18 protein-coding genes and 1 pseudogene are annotated in these 19,367 nt (G+C 30.3%); 8 read left to right on the plus strand and 11 right to left on the minus strand.

What is annotated here, in order from left to right; translation table 11 throughout:
• Positions 1–59: 59 nt before the first annotated feature.
• Together ABF633_RS15870 and ABF633_RS15875 are read right to left on the minus strand one after the other, a co-directional pair.
• Entirely contained in the window at positions 60–422 is a 363-nt protein-coding gene (locus ABF633_RS15870; RefSeq protein ID WP_415524866.1) for a P-II family nitrogen regulator, read from the minus strand.
• A gap of 53 nt (positions 423–475) precedes the next feature.
• Positions 476–1,705, minus strand: coding sequence for an ammonium transporter (locus ABF633_RS15875; protein ID WP_415524867.1), 1,230 nt, complete (start codon positions 1,703–1,705; stop codon positions 476–478).
• A 324-nt stretch (positions 1,706–2,029) separates the two neighbouring features.
• Here ABF633_RS15875 and ABF633_RS15880 point away from each other — a divergent pair, with 324 nt between their 5' ends.
• Complete coding sequence (locus ABF633_RS15880; protein ID WP_415524868.1) at positions 2,030–2,377, plus strand: hypothetical protein; 348 nt, start codon at positions 2,030–2,032, stop codon at positions 2,375–2,377.
• Positions 2,378–2,478: 101 nt separating this feature from the next.
• Here the strand turns inward: ABF633_RS15880 and ABF633_RS15885 are convergent, their stop codons facing one another.
• The 4 genes and pseudogenes from ABF633_RS15885 to ABF633_RS15900 all read right to left on the minus strand — a co-directional run.
• Entirely contained in the window at positions 2,479–3,801 is a 1,323-nt protein-coding gene (locus tag ABF633_RS15885; protein ID WP_415524869.1) for a nitrogenase component 1, read from the minus strand.
• Positions 3,798–5,261, minus strand: a complete 1,464-nt coding sequence (locus ABF633_RS15890) for a nitrogenase component 1 (RefSeq protein WP_415524870.1) — start codon at positions 5,259–5,261, stop codon at positions 3,798–3,800. The genes ABF633_RS15885 and ABF633_RS15890 overlap by 4 nt, the downstream gene beginning before the upstream one ends.
• Positions 5,262–5,644: 383 nt before the next feature.
• Complete coding sequence (locus tag ABF633_RS15895) at positions 5,645–6,604, minus strand: NAD(P)-dependent oxidoreductase (protein WP_415524871.1); 960 nt, start codon at positions 6,602–6,604, stop codon at positions 5,645–5,647.
• Between the two features lie 182 nt (positions 6,605–6,786).
• Positions 6,787–7,158, minus strand: a pseudogene (locus ABF633_RS15900) (nucleotide disphospho-sugar-binding domain-containing protein); the annotation flags it as partial.
• Between the two features lie 481 nt (positions 7,159–7,639).
• Between ABF633_RS15900 and ABF633_RS15905 the strand changes: the two are divergent.
• The 4 genes from ABF633_RS15905 (at position 7,640) to ABF633_RS15920 (ending at position 10,888) form a co-directional block, all read left to right on the plus strand.
• Positions 7,640–8,419 (plus strand): methionine ABC transporter ATP-binding protein, encoded by a 780-nt coding sequence (locus ABF633_RS15905; protein WP_415524872.1) that lies wholly within the window; start codon positions 7,640–7,642, stop codon positions 8,417–8,419.
• The gene (locus ABF633_RS15910; protein ID WP_415524873.1) at positions 8,416–9,084 is read left to right on the plus strand and encodes a methionine ABC transporter permease; all 669 of its coding nucleotides are present in this window, start codon (positions 8,416–8,418) and stop codon (positions 9,082–9,084) included. The genes ABF633_RS15905 and ABF633_RS15910 overlap by 4 nt, the downstream gene beginning before the upstream one ends.
• 24 nt (positions 9,085–9,108) lie before the next feature.
• Positions 9,109–9,924 (plus strand): MetQ/NlpA family ABC transporter substrate-binding protein, encoded by an 816-nt coding sequence (locus ABF633_RS15915; protein ID WP_415524874.1) that lies wholly within the window; start codon positions 9,109–9,111, stop codon positions 9,922–9,924.
• A gap of 403 nt (positions 9,925–10,327) precedes the next feature.
• The gene (locus ABF633_RS15920; protein WP_415524875.1) at positions 10,328–10,888 is read left to right on the plus strand and encodes an AAA family ATPase; all 561 of its coding nucleotides are present in this window, start codon (positions 10,328–10,330) and stop codon (positions 10,886–10,888) included.
• Between the two features lie 420 nt (positions 10,889–11,308).
• Here the strand turns inward: ABF633_RS15920 and ABF633_RS15925 are convergent, their stop codons facing one another.
• Entirely contained in the window at positions 11,309–11,458 is a 150-nt protein-coding gene (locus ABF633_RS15925) for a hypothetical protein (RefSeq protein ID WP_415524876.1), read from the minus strand.
• A gap of 289 nt (positions 11,459–11,747) precedes the next feature.
• Here ABF633_RS15925 and ABF633_RS15930 point away from each other — a divergent pair, with 289 nt between their 5' ends.
• From ABF633_RS15930 to ABF633_RS15940, 3 genes are all read left to right on the plus strand, one after another.
• Positions 11,748–11,942 carry an alpha/beta-type small acid-soluble spore protein gene (locus ABF633_RS15930; RefSeq protein WP_415524877.1) on the plus strand — a complete coding sequence of 65 codons (195 nt, stop codon included), beginning with the start codon at positions 11,748–11,750 and terminating at the stop codon, positions 11,940–11,942.
• A 47-nt stretch (positions 11,943–11,989) separates the two neighbouring features.
• A complete protein-coding gene (locus ABF633_RS15935) occupies positions 11,990–12,181 on the plus strand; it encodes an alpha/beta-type small acid-soluble spore protein (RefSeq protein ID WP_415524878.1) in 192 nt (63 codons plus the stop codon).
• 310 nt (positions 12,182–12,491) lie between these two features.
• Positions 12,492–14,531, plus strand: a complete 2,040-nt coding sequence (locus ABF633_RS15940) for a glycosyltransferase family 39 protein (RefSeq protein ID WP_415524879.1) — start codon at positions 12,492–12,494, stop codon at positions 14,529–14,531.
• A gap of 102 nt (positions 14,532–14,633) precedes the next feature.
• On the opposite strand, the gene ABF633_RS15945 is transcribed toward ABF633_RS15940, so the two are convergent.
• The 4 genes from ABF633_RS15945 to ABF633_RS15960 all read right to left on the minus strand — a co-directional run bounded on the left by ABF633_RS15945 (position 14,634) and on the right by ABF633_RS15960 (position 18,988).
• A complete protein-coding gene (locus ABF633_RS15945) occupies positions 14,634–14,930 on the minus strand; it encodes a hypothetical protein (RefSeq protein WP_415524880.1) in 297 nt (98 codons plus the stop codon).
• Positions 14,931–14,974: 44 nt separating this feature from the next.
• Positions 14,975–15,766: an HAD family hydrolase gene (locus ABF633_RS15950; protein WP_415524881.1), complete on the minus strand. Its 792-nt coding sequence runs from the start codon at positions 15,764–15,766 to the stop codon at positions 14,975–14,977.
• A 324-nt stretch (positions 15,767–16,090) separates the two neighbouring features.
• The gene (locus tag ABF633_RS15955; RefSeq protein ID WP_415524882.1) at positions 16,091–17,245 is read right to left on the minus strand and encodes a pyridoxal phosphate-dependent aminotransferase; all 1,155 of its coding nucleotides are present in this window, start codon (positions 17,243–17,245) and stop codon (positions 16,091–16,093) included.
• 93 nt (positions 17,246–17,338) lie between these two features.
• A complete protein-coding gene (locus tag ABF633_RS15960) occupies positions 17,339–18,988 on the minus strand; it encodes a M20/M25/M40 family metallo-hydrolase (protein WP_415524883.1) in 1,650 nt (549 codons plus the stop codon).
• Positions 18,989–19,367 lie beyond the last annotated feature (379 nt).

Consider the following 19,367-nt stretch of genomic DNA (forward strand, 5'->3'; position numbering starts at 1 on the left):
AAATTCAGATGGGGTAAAAGAATCCCCACCTGAATTAAGAACTTGCTTCAAAACTTAGACTAATCATTATACTGCAAAGCAGCTCTTCCCTCGTCTCCGCTGCTTATACGTATAACATTTTGTACATCATAGACAAATATTTTTCCATCGCCTATTTTTCCTGTGTGAAGTACTTTCTTTGCTGTTTCAACTACAGATTCCACAGGTACGTCACATACTACTATCTCTACTTTTATTTTTGGCAGTAGGTTTATATCTACTGTGGTTCCTCTGTAATATTCCTTATGCCCTTTTTGCATTCCACAACCTAAAACGTTTGAAACTGTCATTCCTGTAATTCCAATTCCATCTAAGGCATTTTTTAATTCCTCAAACTTTCCAGGAGCAGTTATAATATCTATTTTTGTAAGTTTTTCGCTCATGATAATACCCCCTTCTTATATATTATATTCGCAATAAAATATTTGTTCGTAAATTAATTATTTACTCCACCATAAGCTTCTTCACCATGAAGAGTAACATCTAATCCTGTCTGTTCTTCTTCTTCACTTACTCTGATTCCCATAATCTTATCAATTACTTTTAATATGATGAAGGTTACTACTGCTGAATACACAACTGTTGCTATAATTGCTACCAGTTGAGCACCTAATAATTTAATGTTTCCATAATATAGTCCATTTGCACCTGCTGAGTTTATTGCTGTTGATGCAAATATTCCTGTAGCGATTCCTCCCCAAATTCCGCCTATTCCATGACATCCAAAAGCATCTAATGCATCATCATAACCGAATTTTGCTTTCATAAAGGTTACTGCATAGAAACAAATACATCCTCCAACTAAACCAATTACTAATGAAGCCATTGGTGTTACAAAACCTGAACCTGGTGTTATTGCTACCAATCCTGCTACTAGTCCACTAGCAACTCCTAATGATGTTACTTTCTTTCTATGAATATATTCACATGCACTCCATGCTATTGCTGAAGCTGCTGCTGCTGTATTTGTTGTTAAAAATGCACTTCCTGCTAGATTGTTTATTCCTAAAGCACTTCCTGCATTAAATCCAAACCATCCAAACCACAATAGAGCTGCTCCTAATACTGTCATTGGAAGATTATGTGGTATTGATACTTTCTTTCTTTTTCCAAGTACTATTGCTGCTACAAGTCCTGATACTCCAGAACTTATGTGAACTACGTTTCCTCCTGCAAAGTCTAAGGCTCCTATAGTTCTTATCCAGCCTCCTACGCCCCATACCCAGTGAGCAATTGGGTCATAAACTAATGTAGTCCATAATAGCACAAATAATGCAAAGGCTAAGAATTTCATTCTTTCAGCAATTGCTCCTGAAATCAATGCTGGTGTTATTATTGCGAACATTAACTGGAATAGCATAAATACCTGCTGTGGTATTGTAGCCGCGTAATCTGCATTTGGTGCAAAGCCTACTCCACTTAATCCAAAGAAGTTAAAACCACCTATTAATCCTTTTATATCAGTTCCAAAAGCTAAAGTATAACCTATAAATATCCATTGAATTGATACAATTGCCAATGCTGCATAACTGTACATTGTAGTACTTAATACATTTTTTCTTCTTACCATTCCTCCATAGAATAATGCCAGTCCTGGAGTCATTAACATAACTAATGCTGCTGCAATAATTACAAATGCGGTATCTCCTGAATTTACTCCATTCATTTAAAAGCCCCCCTTAAAATAATTTAATAAAATATAAATAAAATATTACTACTATGACATTTAAAATATTACTGAGTTTTAAAATAAATGTCAATATATTTTTATCAATTTATCAAAAAAACATTACTGGAAATATTAATCTTTTATTTTTTCACTAGAAAAAAATGCTTGTTAGGATAAATATTAAAATAAAATTCAACAAATAATTAGACAAATTACTCATAAGACTTAATTTTCTTTACGAATAATTTAATTTAAAAGTGATTAACCTTTTTCCAGTTTATGCATAATATATTACTGTAGTAAATTTTATGGAGGTATATCGTGAATAATAATAACGATAATAACAAACAAAAAGTAAATAATTACTATGATACAGAAAATGTAAATTATGACTACAATACTTATCCATCACCGTACTATTCTTATTACCCTGAATACAATGATTATAGAGCTTACAATGAACCTGTATTTGATGATTATGAAAATCCTGAAGAATATGGATATCTTAATATTGATGATGATTATCAGTACAGACAGGGTGAATTTGGGAGACCTAGACCTAGACGTAGAAGACGCAGAAGACGTAGACGTAGATCCCAATTCCCTTTTATTATTTTCCCATTCTTTTTCCCATTTGGCGGGTTCGATGATGACTGGGAAGACTATTAAAAAAATATTTTTTCTTTGAAAATAGAGAGCTATTTAGTTATTTTTACTTAACTGAATAGCTCTCCATTTTATTCAAAAAAATCTTATTGCCTTATCAGTTTTTAATTATGTTTTGACAACACTTTATTATAAATATCTTCTATTAAATTTAATCCTCCTGTATATCCCACATAATTGCGTTGAAGTATAGTTCTGTCCACTATAGGCAATCCAACACTTACATTGGTAGCCCCAAGCTGTGATGCGATATCTACATCCCAGGAACTTCCTAGAATTAATGGACTTCTATTAATCTGGAACTTAGATAATTCTGTATTAATTATTCCTCCATCTTGAGAAAAAGTTATATCAGAAGATATATTAGGTGCAATATTTTTAAAATATCCTGTAATTTCATCTCTAAATACCTCTGGAACATCTTCAGTTATAAACTGATGTTCAGGTAAGAGTCCCAAATCATTTATTAAAAATTTAGTCATGGCAAGAGTATAGGCTGAATCATTTATAGTAAAAAATCTTTTAGGTAAATTAAATCTGAATTCTACTAGAAAATCTGCTAATCTAGTTAGATAGTGATAATATTCATTTTCTTCCTTTTTTATCACTTCATTAACCACTTTTTTATCTATTCCTGCATAATCAGCCACTGCATTTAAAAATTTTGAGGTTTCAACTGCTCCAATAGGAAGCACAGGATAGTGTAAATAGGGTGTTTTAAACTTTTTCTCCAAAAGCTTTGCAGTCTTTATACCTATCCAGGGAGAAATTACAATATTAAACTCAGCCTTTGGTATGAGGTCTATAGCTTCAATACCTCCAGCATTATAACCAAATAATATGTTGGCCTTAAGACCTATACTTTCAATTAATCTTTTTATTTCTTTTAGATCTCCTTCCCAAAAGGGATCATGAATGGGAACTGATGCAAAAACATTTACAAGGCCAGGTATTTTTTCTTCATCAGCTTTCAAATATTGATTTATTATAGCTTCAAGAACAAGTTCATGCCCCTTATAGGCGTCACCTTTAAATCCTGCTGTTTCTGCGTGTACTATAGGTATACCTTCTTTTTGGAAATTTCTAACTACATCTCCTACATCATCCCCTATTATATCAGAGGTGCATCCAGTAAGAACTACAAACAAATCACCATCCATTATTTTCAAAGTGCTCTCTATAAGCTTTTTAAGTTTACTTTCTGCTCCAAACACTACATCTTTTTCTAACATATTGCTGCATGGAATAGCATCTCCTCCTGCATATCTTGTACCCTGGTAACCTCCACAGGTAGACATTGCTGCTGATAACTTTGCACTGCACCCTGGTCCCGCATGCAAAATAGGTATAGCCCTGTCTATGGCTACAACTGTTTGCTGTGCACCAAGGGCACAAAAATGTCTTGGTTCCTGAAGTAATTCACTCATTTTTTTCTTCCCTCCATAAATTTAAATGTCTCTTGATCTAACCACCAATCAGTGTATGGAAGTTTATTATGAGAAGCTATACCCTTAACAAAAGATGTATTACTAATTGTATCTAAGATTAACTCTCCATAATTTATCAAACCCTGATATCCAACGCCGTAATGCTCATCTAAGGATAAAAATGATGGTATGCCTAATTTTGTAGCCCATATTGTACCAGTGTGTCTGCCTATGTATATATCTGGCTTATATTTATACAGCATACTTACCAATTCATAGGACTGCTTATTACAAACGGAAAGCTTAAAATTTCCATAATGTTCTACATCATTTCTAAGAGTATCGGACCTTTTATCAGAATTATCAAATATTGGATCATGATGCCATGTAGAAACCCCTACAAGATCCATACCAAGTTCTTTCACGATGGCCACTATGCTATGAGCATAAGCGGAACCCGCACCTATAAAAACTTTTTTTCCTGATAGTTTTTTTCTAAGTTCAGCTATTTGGAAGGCTGTCCTGTTTTTTTCTTCTTCTATGAGTTCTTCAACCTCATTCTCTTTATGAACTATTTTACCTAGTTCTCTAATCCATGCATTAAACCCAGATGCTCCATAAGGTCCTGGGGCTTTAACTTCAGGTACTCCAAAATATTTTTCCAATCCTGCTGCCAAATAAGTTCCTAAAGTAGAACAAATCTGAAGCGTAGCAGCTGCTTCTGAAATATGGCTAAGCTGCTCTATAGTAGTAAAAGGCACAATGTAGTTAACTTTAAGCCCAATTTTCCCAAGAAGTGGCGAAAATACATCTGTACCATGAAAATTAATTATATTTACTACATCTGACTTTTTTTCTCTTGCAGGTTTGACTATTTTTCTCAAAATTCCATGATAGGAAGCATCAAATCCCGTAGCCCAGATTCTTGAGCGAAAGCCTTCACAATATATAGGAACTACAGGTAGTCCAATTTCCTTTTCAATTTTATCTGTTACACTTTCAATGTCATCTCCAATTATTGCAGAAGCACAGGTAGTTGTTACAAATATAGCTTTGGGATTAAATCTATTTTTGGCTTCCCTTATAGCATTTTCAAGCTTTTTTAAACCTCCATATATAGTATCTTTTTCAGTTAAATTTGTATTTATATACTGCACATTGCATACTTGTATATTTCTTGCCTTTCTTCCCGATCTATTTACCAGATTACGCCTTGGAATATCACCACTGCAACCTGCTGGACCGTGTTCCACAATTGCCGCATCTTGAATACAAGATAATTGATTCATAACCTGATCAGCACTGCAAGTTGTACATTGAGTAAAAGATCTGTCACGATTACATAAAGTTTTATTATCGTAACTCTTACATAAATCAGAAGCAGTACCTTCATAACCATTAATTGAATTAAGCCTTTTCTCTCTTATTTCAACTGAAGATTTTTCTATATTGACCCCCATATTTTTCCCTCCCATTAACATGTTATCAATGAATCTTACTCAGTGAGAGTTTGTATTCCAACTGAGTTTAGATGAATTATTAATACTTATACTTTTCATTCAACTCAAAGAAATTATATAGTATTTAATTTAAACTTGTATTTTTCACAAAAAAAGACCATGTTTCACTCTATTCATTAATAGCAGCAAACATGGTCTCCAGTTTTTCTGGTTAACCGTTTTTAAGTTGTATGCAAAATATCTGCAGTAATACTAAAATTATTATAATTTTAGTATTATAATTTGTCAAATTATATTATACTAACTCTCAAAAATATATAACTAGATTCACTTGAAAAAAAATTTTTTATATAATTTCACAGATCATCAAATAAAAGTTTTCTTTATATATCAAAATTTACTACATTAATCGCTTTATTATCAATAAAAGACTCTATATTTTCACCTAAAAGGTCAATAAGTCTTTGCCTTGATTCAATACATTTACAGCCTATATGTGGAGTTAAAATAACATTATCCATAGAAAAAAGTGGATTATCAAAAGCTGGTGGTTCAGGATATTGAACATCCAGAGCAGCCCCTGCAATTTCGTTATTTTTTAAAGCTTCAATTAGATCTGTTTCCTTTATCATAGCTCCTCTTGCTGTATTTATAATAAATGCAGAAGACTTCATAAGTTTTAGCTTACTACTATCTATAAGGTATTTTGTATCTTCAGTAAGTGCACAATGAAGCGTTACAAAATCGCTTTTTTCAAGCAATTCATCTAAAGAAACAAACTCTACATTATCAATAGCTTTTACACTCCTATTGTGTACTAGTACCTTCATTCCTAAACTTAGTGCAGTTTTTATTACACGTTGTCCTATGGCTCCAGCTCCAACTACACCTAATATTTTATCTTTTATTTCAAAATGCGGCACTTGTAAATCTTTACTAAAATTATCGAAATTGTTTTGTTTAAGCATAACCTGCTGCTTTGAAAGTGATGAACTTAAATTTAATATAAAAGCTATAACAAGTTGTGCTACAGCATCAGTACTATAACCTGGAACATTACATACAGTGATATTTTTATCTCTAGCAGCTTTTATATCTATGTTATTATAGCCTGTACCAGCTTCACAGATAAGTTCTACAGAAGATGGAAATTTAGCTATCAGTTCTCCACTAAGAGGAAGTTCTTTAGTTACCACTATATTTTGTCCTTTAACTCTTTCTAAAATTTCACTTTCAGCACTAGTATCATATTGAGTAACTTTAGTAAAATTATTAAATTTGGAAAAATCAATATTGCTATCAAAATTTAATTTTTTAGAATTCAAAAATACTGTACTCTTCATTTTTACACTCCTAACATAGTAAAATATTTTAATTCAAGTATATCCCTCATATAAACAGCTGTCAAAATTTTTATATCTATGTTAAGAAAGGTTTACTTATCTATCAATGAATTTTATTTCACTTTTAATACTCCATATTAAAAGTGAAACATAGGCAAGCTCTAAAGACTATTTACACTAAGCTAATATGCTATTTTTTCTTTCAATTTAAAGATTTCTTCTACAGCTTTCTTATAGCCACCTGTCTGTTTGAAAGAGTTACTTATCTTTTTAATATTCTCAAGATAGCTTGGATCTGTTAAAACCTTTTCAACAGAATTTTTTAGAATTTCTGGTGTAAGTTTATCTTTATCTAACGAAATAGTTGCTCCAAGCTCCGATGCCCTTCCTGCCATATATGGTTGATCTGCACCTATAGGTATTGACACAAAAGGTATGTTATTATATATCAAATCATTTGTACTATTCATTCCTGCATGAGTTATAGCAACATCAGTATATTTTAAAATTTCTGATTGAGGAACATAATTTCTAATAATAAAATTATCAGGTATAATTCATACACTGAAATTAATATCTAATATTGACATTTATAGTTAGAGGTGGTAAACTAAAGTAAATTAAGTAAACATATATGTTTACTTGTAATATTGCTGACTGTGCAAACAGAGGCTTTAAATAAAATACATCATTTTATTCAACAGTATATTTATTATAGTGTTAAGTGAAATATGTGTTTAATTTAAGGCCTCTTATTTTTATCCGATGACTACCCACTCTAATACTTCCATCTTCTTCAAGTGGGAGTAAAGAGTGGCTACGTCCCTGGATAACGACTTCTAAGCATCAGATGGAATAAAAACTCCACCTGATGCCAAGAATTCTGTTTATTAAATATTTAATAAATTATATATACATTTTCGCTGAATGGAGATGAACTATGAAAAGAATTATGAACCATATTATTAATAAAATTTTCTGTTTATGGGATATTTGCATATACCTATATAAAAAATTTGAAAGGAAGAGATCAATATGATAAAAATATCTAATGTCAGTAAAGAATATAACACTCCTTATGGGAAAATAACTGCATTAAAAGATATTAATCTTACAATTGAAAAAGGGGATATTTTTGGAATAATTGGTTTCAGTGGTGCAGGTAAATCCACTTTGATAAGATGTATAAACCGTCTTGAGGAACCGGATTCAGGCAATATAACAATAGACAATTTGGACATAACCACTTTAGACAAAAAAGAACTTAATAAATCTAGAAAAAAGATAGGTATGATATTTCAGCAGTTTAACCTTTTAGATTCAAGAACAGTCTTTGAAAACATTGCATTTCCACTTCAAATTGATAAAGTTCCAAAGAAAAAAATTAAAGAAAGAGTGGAAGAAATTTTAGAACTAGTAGATCTTTCAGATAAAAGAAATGCATACCCTTCTCAATTAAGTGGAGGTCAAAAACAAAGAGTAGGTATAGCAAGAGCTCTTGCAAATAAGCCTGACATTTTACTTAGTGATGAGGCAACCTCTGCACTAGATCCGCTGACTACTTTCTCCATACTTGAACTCCTAAAAGACATAAATAAAAAACTTAATATAACTATCATCCTTATAACACATGAATTAGAAGTTATCAAGTATATATGTAAGAACACAGCTGTCATTGAACAGGGTAAAATAACAGAAAGCGGTAAAACAGAGGAATTGTTTATAAATCCAAAGAGTGATACTCTTAAAAAGTTTTTAGAAATACTATCAAATTTTCAAGGAAAGGATTCTATTAATATAGGTGAAGTAATATGAGTGATGATTTAATAGAAATATTATTGGAAGGACTAGGTCAGACCTTATATATGGTTATAGCAACAACTATTATAGCTAATCTCGTAGGCTTCGTACTTGGAATTATTATGGTAATAACAGATAAAAGTGGTATTTGGCCGCATTTAAAATTAAATAAAGTTCTAGGAACAATAATTAATGCCATACGCTCAGTGCCTGAAATAATACTTATTGTAATATTGATACCATTAACAAGGTTAATAGTAGGTACATCTTTAGGAACCACTGCCACAATAGTACCTCTTTCCATAGGCATGGCACCATATCTTGCAAGAATTTATGAAAATTCTCTTAGAACTGTTGAAAGGGGAAAGATTGAAGCAGCTCTTTCTATGGGTGCAAATCAGTTTCAAATAATATCTAAGGTGATTGTACCAGAAGCACTGCCCTCATTAATAAGAGGATTTACTCTAGGTCTCATTTCAATAATTGGAGCAACAGCAGTAGCAGGTGCAACAGGAGCAGGTGGCCTTGGTGACCTAGCCATTAGATTTGGTTATCAGAGATATAGAACTGATGTATTATTTAGTACCGTTGTTATAATAGTTCTATTGGTGCAAGGAGTTCAGTTTTTAGGAGATTTTTCAGCAAGGCAGGTTAATAAAAAAAGATATAAATTTGAATAACAAAAATTTAAGGGGGTAATTTTCATGAAATTAAAAAAAATACTATTTGCATCAATTATGTCAGGAGTACTATTACTAGGAGGTTGCGGCGTTAAAAGTGCTGATAAAACATCAACCTCTTCAAAGGAAGTAACAATAAAAATAATGGCCAGCGCCACACCACATACAGAAATCCTTGAACATATTAAACCTGTTTTGAAAAAGGAGGGTATAAATCTTCAAATTATATCCAGTGACGAACAAGCTAATGAATCTGTGAGAGATAAAATAGTAGATGCCAATTATGATCAGCATTTACCTTATCTACAATCCGTTGCTAAAGAAATACACTTTGACTATTCAGTATTGTGCGCTGTTCACGTAGAGCCAATAGGATTTTATTCGAAGAAAATAAAGTCAATAGACGAACTTAAAAATGGCGCAAAAATCTTAATTACTAACGATCCTTCAAATGAATACCGTATGCTGGTACTGCTTCAAAGTAAAGGACTTATAAAATTAAAAGATGGTCTTAACGATTTTAAAGCTACCCCAAAAGACATTGTTGACAATCCTAAAAACTTAAAATTTATTGAAGTAGACTCAGGATTACTTACAAGAAATCTTCCAGAAGTTGATGGAGCTATAATCAACACAAATAGAATATTAGAAGCTGGTATAGATCCTAAGACAGCTCTATTCAGAGAAGATGCTAAATCACCCTATGCTAATTTAGTTGTTGTAAGAAAAGGTGATGAGAAGAGACCTGAACTTCAAAAGCTTAAAGCGGCATTACTTACAGATGATGTAAGAAAGTTCATAAATGATAAATACGGTGTAGCTGTAGTGCCAGTTTTTTAAAAATTAAATAAAACTTATATGTACTTTACATCATAAAAAGTATGCAAATAGAAATTCTCAATGGATTAAACTCCTATTGAGAATTTTTTATATATACATATTGTAAATACAATAAAAAGATTCATCATTAACTCCTTCTTTGATACAAAAATTTTATGAAAAGTAGATTTACTCATATTTTCTACCACCAATTCAAATAATATATTATAATATAGCTAATTTTTACGTATCGTATACTAATACTTAAATATGATATCAATACTTTAAAGTAAATTTACTCTTTATAAAAGAATTGAGATTTTGTGTTACGCAACATTTATTTAAATAGCCATAACTTAAATTATATAATACTATTAAATAAAGCTAAAGTTTTAAAATATATTGTAGAAAGGAAGATGTTAAAATGAAGAAGTACTTTATACTTGTAGGTTCTCCTCCTGGTTGTGGCAAAACCTATATATCTATGGAATTAGCAAAGTTAATAAATAATCCTGTATATTTAGATAAAGATTCAATAATACCTCTATCTAAAATGGTTTTTAAAGCAGGAAATGAACCTTATAACAGGGATTCAAAATTTTTTCAGGAATATCTGCGAGATGCTGAATATGAAGCTATATTGCAAGTTGCCTTTGAAAGTTTACTTTTTAATCAACATGTAATACTCAATGCGCCATTTTCAAAGGAACTTAGAAATAAACAGTATATCAGTGATTTAAAAGAAAAACTTAAAGCCTATGATGCGGAACTTGTCCTTGTTTGGGTTGACTGTGATCCTGAGATTTCTCATAAACGAATGATAGAAAGAAATTCAGATAGAGATACATGGAAACTTGCTAATTGGAATGAATATGTAAAGACCAAAGATTTCTCATTACCAAATTTAGAAGGATTACATGTGGTTAATAATTCCACCTCTGAAAGTTTTAAACCTGACCTAGAAGAAATACTAAAACTATTATAGATAATCTTTCATCCAAACTTATTTTATCCGATGACTAGTCACTGTAACACTCCACCTTCTAGAGCTGGAGATAACAGCGACACGTCCCTGGATAATTCATCTAAACTTGGCGGGAGTACACCAAACTCCCACCAAGTAAGATTCATTGATAGATAAATGTCATTTAAAATATCCTCAAAACTAATATGATAAAAATTTTTTCAAACAACACCTACAATTATATCTAAAATAATGAATAAAATTCTTTCATCAGGTGGATTTTTTATGACTTCTTATGCTTACTAACAGATTTCTAAGTATCTATTACTTAGAAATCCCTATCCTTTAGAAAAAATCTTTATTAATGTACTCAGCTACTCTTTACTACAACTTTAAATAAAAGTAATTTACTTAGTATCAAGAGAATATTGAATCAGAAAATCATTTGATAAAGTATGGAATTCCTACTGCAATGGCAAATAAAATCAATACAATGCCTATGTTCTTTAATTTATTTTTTTGTTTTTTCTTTCCCAATATAAAAATAACAATTCCTAAAATTAACAATATAATTATTGAAATACGCTCCATGGAATAATCCTCCTTAATGATACATTTTAAAATATTGTAAATGTTTAATTACACAAATAATACAATAAATTTTACTATTATTCAATTTTTATTATCAATGAGTCTTACTTAGATCAATTATTAGCTAACTCACAGATATTAACCTATATATAATGGAAAGTAAAAGATAATATATTCCTTCATTAGAAATTATTATTTTACATAACTTCTAATTCCAACTTGTCCTATAATTACATGTAATAAGTTTATCAAAACCACATAATATAATATCAGAAAGGAGATGTTAATTATGGCAACCAGAAATAGAATTTTAGTTCCTGAAGCAAGAGAAGCTTTAAACAAATTTAAATTAGAAGCTGCTAATGAAGTTGGTACTCCTTTAACTAATGGTTACAATGGAGACCTTACCTCAAGACAGAATGGTTCTGTTGGCGGACAAATGGTTAAAAAGATAATTGAAAATTACGAAAACACTATAAAGTAAATTTTTTAAAACTATATAATATAACATAAAAAAGGAGATGTTCAATTATGTCAAGAAATAGAGTTTTAGTCCCTGAAGCAAGAGAAGCTTTAAATAGATTTAAACTAGAAGCTGCTAAAGAAGTTGGAACTCCTTTAACTAACGGTTATAATGGAGACCTTACTTCAAGACAGAACGGTTCTGTTGGCGGACAAATGGTTAAAAAGATAATTGAAGACTATGAAAATAGTATAAAATAATTGCATTATTCATATTCAAATAAATACAATATTAATTGATTATTTATTTGAAAATATTTTATCATAAAAGTATAGTATATAAGTACAATTAGGGCACTCAGCTTATTATAAGCCGGGTGCCTTTCTTATATAAAATTTAATTAAATTGACACATTGTTGTAACTTAATTTTACTATAGTGTAAGCAGATACCATTAAAATTGTATTGAGTAAAATCTATGATAGGGTAATTTTTTTATTTTAGATTTGTACTCAATTAATAAATTTTTTATTTTACAACTTACAGATATTTAGTTAAGGAGGACATTCATTTGGAAAAAAGAGTCAAATTTAAAAGAAGCACTTTGGGAATATTACTAATTTTAATTTTATCTATAGTATTAAATTTTGTTAATTTAAGTATAGAAGGATATGCTAATACTTTTTATGCTGCTGGTGTAAAAAGCATGATGATGAATCTTAAAAATTTCTTTTTCGCATCCTTTGACCCCTCTGGCTTTGTAACTATTGATAAACCACCTGTTGGATTTTGGCTTCAGACCATATCTGCAAAAATTTTTGGATTTAGCGGTTGGAGTATAATACTTCCTCAGGCTGTTGCCGGAGTATTATCAGTACTACTTATATATTATATTATAAAAAAATATTTTGGTACTTTAGCGGGATTAATTTCAGCTCTGTGTCTTGCAGTAACCCCAATAACTGTAGCAGCAGGCAGAAACAATACCATAGATAATTTACTTCTCATAACTTCATTATTAGCATGTTTAGCTATTCTCAAAGCTAGTGAAAATGGAAAGTTTAAATTTCTTGTATTAAGCCTGATCTCTATAGCTATAGGCTTTAATATAAAAATGGTGGAAGCATACATGGTAGCACCTGCAGTATATCTAACCTATTTCCTATCTTCCACCATAACTTTTAAAAAGAAAATTAAACACCTGATCTTAGGTACAATTATCCTTTTAATAATATCCCTTTCCTGGGCAATAATTGTAGATTTAGTACCTGCAAATAACAGACCCTTTGTAGGCAGCAGTACAAATAACACAGTTATGGAACTTATAGTTGGCCATAATGGTTTGCAAAGAGTAGGTTTAGGTAGTGGAATTAACGGAAATAATGCTAGACCTCAAAGAACAATAAGAAATATATCAGATAATAAAAACGGATTCAATAGAATTAACCGTAAAAATGATCAATCTATTAATAGATCAAATGGGTATATGCAAGGTCAATACGGTAATATGAGGAATTCTTCCAATTCAAGTATTATTAGATTATTTTCCAATAATAATATGTCAGATCAAATAGGCTGGCTTCTTTCCTTTGCCATAATTGGAGTTTTGGCATTAATATTAAATGGAGCTTTCAAGTTTCCCTTTAATAGCGGTCAAAAATTATCATTAATTTTATGGTCTGTATGGCTATTAACTGAGTTTATATATTTTAGCTTTGTAAGAAATATAACTCATACTTATTATTTGACAACCATGGCGCCATCTATTGCTGCTCTAGTTGGAATTGGACTATCCTCTATGTGGAGATTCTATAAAAAACATAAGTGGAATTCCTGGTTTTTACCAATAGCATTTATTATCAATGCCCTTATTGAAATACGCATTTTATCCTATAACTATACCAGCTCTAACGGATATAAGATAATAATATTAATAACAGCAATCTTAAGTGTTATATCCTTCATAATATTGATAATAAATAATATTTTTGTCCATAAGAACAAAATAAACTACAAAAAATCTTTATTAGTAAGTAGAATAGCAGTGACTATGGCTTTTATAGCTATTTTAATCGCTCCTACTGTTTGGTCATTTACTCCTATATTTTACAAGATGAATGGCAGCAGCCCCTCTGCCGGCTTAGAACTTGCACATAATAATCAAGGCAGAAATTCAGGTGTAACCAATGATTCAAAACTCATAAACTTTTTAGAAACTAACAAAACAAATGAAAAATATCTTGTGGCAGTTCCCTCTGCCATGTCTTACGGTTCAGATTTAATACTTGAAACCGGTGATCCAGTAATGACTATTGGAGGTTTTAGCGGATCTGATAAAATTATTACTGTAGATAAATTTAAACAATTAGTTGATAATGGAGCTATAAGGTATGCTATAGTAAATTCTGGTTCAGGAAGAAATATGGAATCTTATGGATTTATGGGAAACAACTCAAACAATGATTTAATGAATTGGATTGCACAAAATGGAAAAATTGTACCTAAAAGTGAATGGGAAAACTCAAATAATTCACAATATGGAAATTTCAATAATTTCTTCGGCAGGTCAAATTCTGTGGAATTATATGATTTAAAACATAATAAAAATTAACTGTAGCCTTTTAAAATGTACGATTTTAAAGAAGCTGTATCACAATGCATATCTATGGATTGCGATACAGCTTTTTACAAGACCAACTTAAGCCCTTTGTATTTAATCTTCAAAAATAAATTTATCTATATCAATATCCTTACTATTTTCAGGCACATTAGTTTCATTGGGGTGCACAAAAATCAATAAATTATTTTTCTCATCTACTGTAACTTCTTCAATTTCATATTTAACATAAAAAATTATATCATCTTGCTTTTTATATTTAACAAAACCATCCGTACTTTTTATATTATTAATTAATTCATTATCCTTAACTTCTTTTATTTGATCTTCTTGAATCAAAAAAGCTGAATTTTGTGAATTATAGGTATATTTTACTATATCATTATTTAGCAATTAATTTCGCCTCCTTTCACAATGATATATTATAACAAAGTTTACTATATAATTCCATAGTGCTTTAGTGCGTATTCAATTCCGTCTTCTTCTATATCTTTTGTAACAAAGGATACAGAGTCAAATAAAAGTGGAGTACTATTACCCATGGCAATGCTATTATCAACATATTTAAGCATTGGTAAATCATTAGTACTATCTCCAATAGCATAACAATTATTTAAAGGTATATTAAAATGTTTTTGTAGATATTGAATTCCCGTTGCTTTTGAATATCCTTTAGGAACAATTTCTCCAAAGCCCTTTCCTCTATCAATATAATCATATTTCTTAGTTATATAGGAATAAAAACTTTCATAATCACTATTTTCATCTATCCAAACTACAAATTTATCAAATTCAATATTAGGGTCGTCCCAGGATTTTGATACATCAAAGCCTCTTGCCCCAAATTCATCCTTTAGAACAGCAATGTATCCAGTAGCAGGTTCTGTATGGTCAAAAAATATATTGTTTAATCCCTCAAAAAGTGCCTGAACTTTATATTGACGAAGTTTTTTTACAATATCAACACAATCTTCATGTATTATAGATCTATGTAAAAGCACCTTGTCCTCATGATTAATATAAGTTCCACATCCACAGATATACCCATCAAAACCTATGCTGCGTATATCTTCAGTTACATTAAAATAAGTTCTTCCAGTATTAATAAAAGTTAAGTGTCCATTTTCACGAGCCTTTTTTATTGCATTTATAGTACTTTCAGGACATATATGAGTTCCTTCAGTTACTATAGTTCCATCAATATCAAAAAATATCATTTTTCTGTCCATATAAGCTATTCCCCTTTAAAATCTTAATATTAATCGCAATGACATAAATAACTAAAGATTAATCTTTTAGCCATAACCTACAATATAAATTATATTAATATTATATCATATGAGGCTATTACTATATATCTTTAAATCCCAAAATAAATACTTATAGTGTTCAAGATATAAATGTAAAAATAATACTTTAACAGTAAACTTAAAAATAAGTTAATTTACATCTCTGTATATCAACTTGGACATGGTAAATAAATAACAAGTCAAAGATACCAAATATATATTGACTTGTTATTTATTTTCATATGCCTTATTTCCATATATACTTTAATTTATGGCCTCGTCAATTCTTTCAAAAGCCTCCTTAAGCTTCTCAATACCAACAACACAGGCTATTCTCACATAGCCCTCTCCACTCTCTCCAAAAGAAGTTCCAGGTATCACAATAACATTAGTCTCTCTGGCTATAAAATTTGAAAATTTTTTTGAGTCCATGCCAGTATTTTTTATATTGACAAAATCATATATTCCTCCTTTGGGGGCAAGCACACTTAGTCCATTTATTTTATTAATTTTCTCATAGGAGTAGAACATTCTTCTTTTAAATTCTTCTATAATTTCAGATTGTACCTGTTTTCCCATTCTCAAAGCATGTAAAGCTGCTCTCTGTGAAATAGAAGGGGCTGTATAGCATATATTCTCATTAATATTTTTTATACAATCTATTAAGAAGTCCGGAGCAATAACATAACCAATTCTCCAACCTGACATAGCATAGCCTTTAGAGAAGCTTCCAACAGTTATTGTTCTCTCCTTCATTCTCGGTATGGAAGCAATAGGACAAAACTTTTCTGTATAAGTAAAACTATAATAAACCTCATCTGATATTACCATTAAATCATTTTCTATAGCTACTTCTGCTATTTTCTCAAGCAATTTTCTGTCAAAAAAAGCTCCTGTGGGATTATTAGGAGAATTTAAGATTATAGCTTTTGTTTTTTTAGTTATTATTGATTTCAACTTATCTATATTAATGTTAAAATTATCTTCTTCTACTGTTTTTAAAATAACACTTTTACCTCCAACAAGTTTTATCTGTTCTCTATAAGGTGTAAAATAGGGCTCATGAATTATTACCTCGTCGCCTTCATCTATAATTGCCTGCAAAACCAGATAAATTCCATGGCAGGCACCTACTACTGCCATTACTTCTTTTTCTGTAAAATTATAATTGTACTCATCAGAATAAAATTTTATTATCTCATTAATAAATTCAGAATCTCCCGTAGGCTCTGTATACCTGGTATAACCATTTATGGCATCATGAAAAGCCTTTTCAATTATAATCTTAGGAGTTATAAAATCTGGAACACCTATGCCTAAATTTATTATTTCTTTATCCTGCTTTAAAATCGGTAATGAATCAAACATAACAGTATTTACATTATTAGAATGTTTTTTTGAAATAAATCTACTCTCCACAATGTATCACCTTTCTTTATAGTGCTTTCAATCTTCTTTCATTACAATATCTGCTTTTGTTGTGCTAAGAGTTTCATCATTTTTTTGTATACCTTAATCATTTAAAAATTTATCTACCGTTGACAAAATCAGTTTTGGCAGGATATCAAAGGAATAAGGTTTATATACTCTTTCTGTCCACTTATGGGCATCCTTACCATAGCATCCATAGTTAATGGCAGGTATATTTAAATTTTTTATTTTATCAACCGGAATGCTATACAGCTGTTTCCAACCAGGAAGATTATTTATTAAACACTGCAAAGAACTAACACTATCATCAATTTTCAAATAGCTGCTGTCAGATAAACTGGGAAAGAACTGAAGCATTTTAAATTTTTCATTACTTTCTTTCTCAATTTTTTTTATACACTCTGTAAGCTTCTCTATAATATTATTTTCAGCCTTTTCTTCACTTTTTAGTGTATTATGAGGACAATAAGGTGGTGCAAAGAATAACACAATAGAAGGTATTTTCTCTCCATTCATTTCCCAAAACTTTTCTACTACGGCAAGACATATTTCTCTTATGTCCATATTTTTCTTGGATAAATCTTCAGCTAAATTCTGTATTATACCATCCAATTTATCACCACATTTATTTTTTACTTTTTCATATAGGTCTGCATAGGTAATCACATTAGCCTTATAATCAATGGCTTTGTATTTTTGGTTTGTTAAGTCACAAAATTTTTTATAACTTTTATTAACATGATCGATTACGTTATTAAAGGATTGCTTTGATATATTCTTTAAAGTATCTGTAATTTCACTAATAGAAGCATTATGAATAAAATAGTTGAAATAAATAAAAGATGCAAAAGGTGTTTGTACATTGTAATTTATTTTTAAATCTCTATATTTTAGCACTGTAGGTGGAAGAGTATATTCCCCTTTATATTCATCACATAAATCTGTATTTAAATCTATATTCTTTATTATTTCCGATGCTATGAGATTAGGATTTAATCCTTCAAAGCACTGTCCAACATGAGTTTCTTTTCCTACAATATAAAAGCAGGGAAGAACTTTACCTACTACACCAGTATAAATATATTTTGTATTATCACCTGGATATAAAGGACAAATATAGTCATTATTTATTGCTAGAGTATATTCCAAATTATATTTTTCTTTTAAATAAGTTAAAGTATCTAAAGCTTCAATTATACCAGTATGTTGATTCTCCTCTACAGGATTTGCCATGAACAAAATATTTCCATTAAAATTTTTATAATCTTCAGATAATTTTTTAAGTACTGCCATATGAACAGCTACACCGCTTTTCATATCTGCAGCTCCTCTTCCAAATATCCAGCCATCAGTATTTAAATCATTTTTTATCTCTTCAGGTAGATCTAATTCCTTTAATTTTTTCTCGAGCTTTTCACTGTGAAAAGCATATTCTGATAAACTTCCAAAGTCTTCTACTCCTACAGTATCTACATGTCCATGTAAAATTATAGTTTTATTTGAAGAACTTTTTTCTCCTCTTAACAATGCAAAAACATTCACTCTACCATAGGGATCCTCCTTAAGAGGAACTTTAAAAACATATTCTTTATGCCTCTTAAAATACTCAATATCCTCTATATATTTAATTATTTTATGGCTTATTTCCCTCTCACCTTGGGTACCATTAATACTTGGTATATTCACTAATTCCAATGTTAATTTCTCTATCTCTTTAAATAAATTATCCAAACTAAAATCACCTCTCAAAAGGTCATTATATACGTATGAAATTTTATTAAAAATGAGTGTCTCTACTACACCGGCACTCATTTTAGATGAACTACCCTCTTACTTTATTGTATTTATTACAATCCACTATTGTTAACATTTATTCCATGGATTTTACAGATTCTAAAACTATATTTATAATTGATTTAAAAATAATAAAAACACTGGGAAATTCAATTTTATGAACTTCCTAGTGCCTTTTAATTATCAATGAATCTTACTCAGTTGGAGTTTGTATTCCCACTGAGTTTAGATGAATTATCCAGGGACGTGCCGATGTTATCTCCTCCACCTTTAGAAGATGGAGTGTTACAGCGGCTAGTCATCGGATAAATTTAAC

The sequence above is a fragment of the Clostridium sp. genome, assembly GCF_047718555.1.
GTDB lineage: Bacteria > Bacillota > Clostridia > Clostridiales > Clostridiaceae > Clostridium_I.

Bases quoted from the DNA above. Each gene is read 5' to 3' on its own strand.
- ABF633_RS15870 (WP_415524866.1), bottom strand. From the start codon at position 422: ATGAGCGAAAAACTTACAAAAATAGATATTATAACTGCTCCTGGAAAG.
- ABF633_RS15875 (WP_415524867.1), bottom strand. From the start codon at position 1,705: ATGAATGGAGTAAATTCAGGAGATACCGCATTTGTAATTATTGCAGCA.
- ABF633_RS15935 (WP_415524878.1), top strand. From the start codon at position 11,990: ATGTCAAGAAATAGAGTTTTAGTCCCTGAAGCAAGAGAAGCTTTAAAT.
- ABF633_RS15895 (WP_415524871.1), bottom strand. From the start codon at position 6,604: ATGAAGAGTACAGTATTTTTGAATTCTAAAAAATTAAATTTTGATAGC.
- ABF633_RS15890 (WP_415524870.1), bottom strand. From the start codon at position 5,261: ATGGGGGTCAATATAGAAAAATCTTCAGTTGAAATAAGAGAGAAAAGG.
- ABF633_RS15930 (WP_415524877.1), top strand. From the start codon at position 11,748: ATGGCAACCAGAAATAGAATTTTAGTTCCTGAAGCAAGAGAAGCTTTA.
- ABF633_RS15920 (WP_415524875.1), top strand. From the start codon at position 10,328: ATGAAGAAGTACTTTATACTTGTAGGTTCTCCTCCTGGTTGTGGCAAA.
- ABF633_RS15915 (WP_415524874.1), top strand. From the start codon at position 9,109: ATGAAATTAAAAAAAATACTATTTGCATCAATTATGTCAGGAGTACTA.
- ABF633_RS15905 (WP_415524872.1), top strand. From the start codon at position 7,640: ATGATAAAAATATCTAATGTCAGTAAAGAATATAACACTCCTTATGGG.
- ABF633_RS15885 (WP_415524869.1), bottom strand. From the start codon at position 3,801: ATGAGTGAATTACTTCAGGAACCAAGACATTTTTGTGCCCTTGGTGCA.
- ABF633_RS15910 (WP_415524873.1), top strand. From the start codon at position 8,416: ATGAGTGATGATTTAATAGAAATATTATTGGAAGGACTAGGTCAGACC.
- ABF633_RS15950 (WP_415524881.1), bottom strand. From the start codon at position 15,766: ATGGACAGAAAAATGATATTTTTTGATATTGATGGAACTATAGTAACT.
- ABF633_RS15925 (WP_415524876.1), bottom strand. From the start codon at position 11,458: ATGGAGCGTATTTCAATAATTATATTGTTAATTTTAGGAATTGTTATT.